Annotated in this window: 1 protein-coding gene and 1 pseudogene; both read right to left on the bottom strand. The window is 67.6% G+C overall.

Features of this window, described 5'->3' with window-relative positions; genetic code table 11:
• Positions 1-380, bottom strand: a pseudogene (locus N5096_RS15980) (hypothetical protein); the annotation flags it as partial.
• Positions 377-529: a hypothetical protein gene (locus tag N5096_RS15985; protein ID WP_267665783.1), complete on the bottom strand. Its 153-nt coding sequence runs from the start codon at positions 527-529 to the stop codon at positions 377-379. The pseudogene N5096_RS15980 and the gene N5096_RS15985, both read right to left, overlap by 4 nt.
• Positions 530-784 lie beyond the last annotated feature (255 nt).

Here is a 784-nt window from a genome sequence, read left to right on the forward strand (position 1 = left end):
TTTCCTTTCCGACCCATCCACCGCTCGCGGTCGAGGAGAGCGGGCGGATAGGTGTCGGGCCGCGTCGTCGAAAAGTCGACGTCGCCCCAACCAGTCGCCGCGTCGTCGCGCGGTTCCGGCGTCGCGGACCCGCTCGCGTCGGCGTCACCCCCGGGGTTCGGGCGGTCGGGATCGGGGTCCTCCTCGGCGCCGTCGGCCGGTTCCGGCGCGTTCGACGGGTCGCAGACGGCGGCGACGGGGTCGGCCGCGGCGAGAGCCTCCTCGACGACGTCGACCCATCGGGCGGGGTCCGCGCCGACGTGTGCGACCGCCTCGATCGCGGACGTCGTCGGGTGGAGTCGGACGTACTCGGCGAGCTGCTCGCGGACGTCGTCGCTCATGTCGACACCTCCAGGGCGTCGGGGAGAGCGTGGTCGGCGCCGGCGGTCGCGTCGAGAGCGACGACGACGACCCACCACCCGGCGGACGGCGACGGCTCACGGTGATCGGGATCGGTACGACGGTGTCGGATCGGGTTGTGTTCACGCATTTGTCGGTCCGACCCGGCAGACAAACTCCCGCCTAAGGCTCACGGCGTGAGTAGGAACGAACACCACGTTGGTACACGGAGGTGACCGTTCCCGCGTCGCCGGGTCAACCATGAGTAGAAAGGGCGTGATAAAAAAACCCGCGGACGGACCGGGTCGTGGTCTTGTGTGTTTCAACCCCGCTTAGTTCTACTAAGTAGATTTATTTGCCTCCAGGGTATAGCTTCAGATGGTACACGGAGGTGACCGTCCCGCGT

This window comes from Halorubrum yunnanense, assembly GCF_026586675.1.
In the GTDB taxonomy this organism is placed as follows: domain Archaea; phylum Halobacteriota; class Halobacteria; order Halobacteriales; family Haloferacaceae; genus Halorubrum; species Halorubrum yunnanense.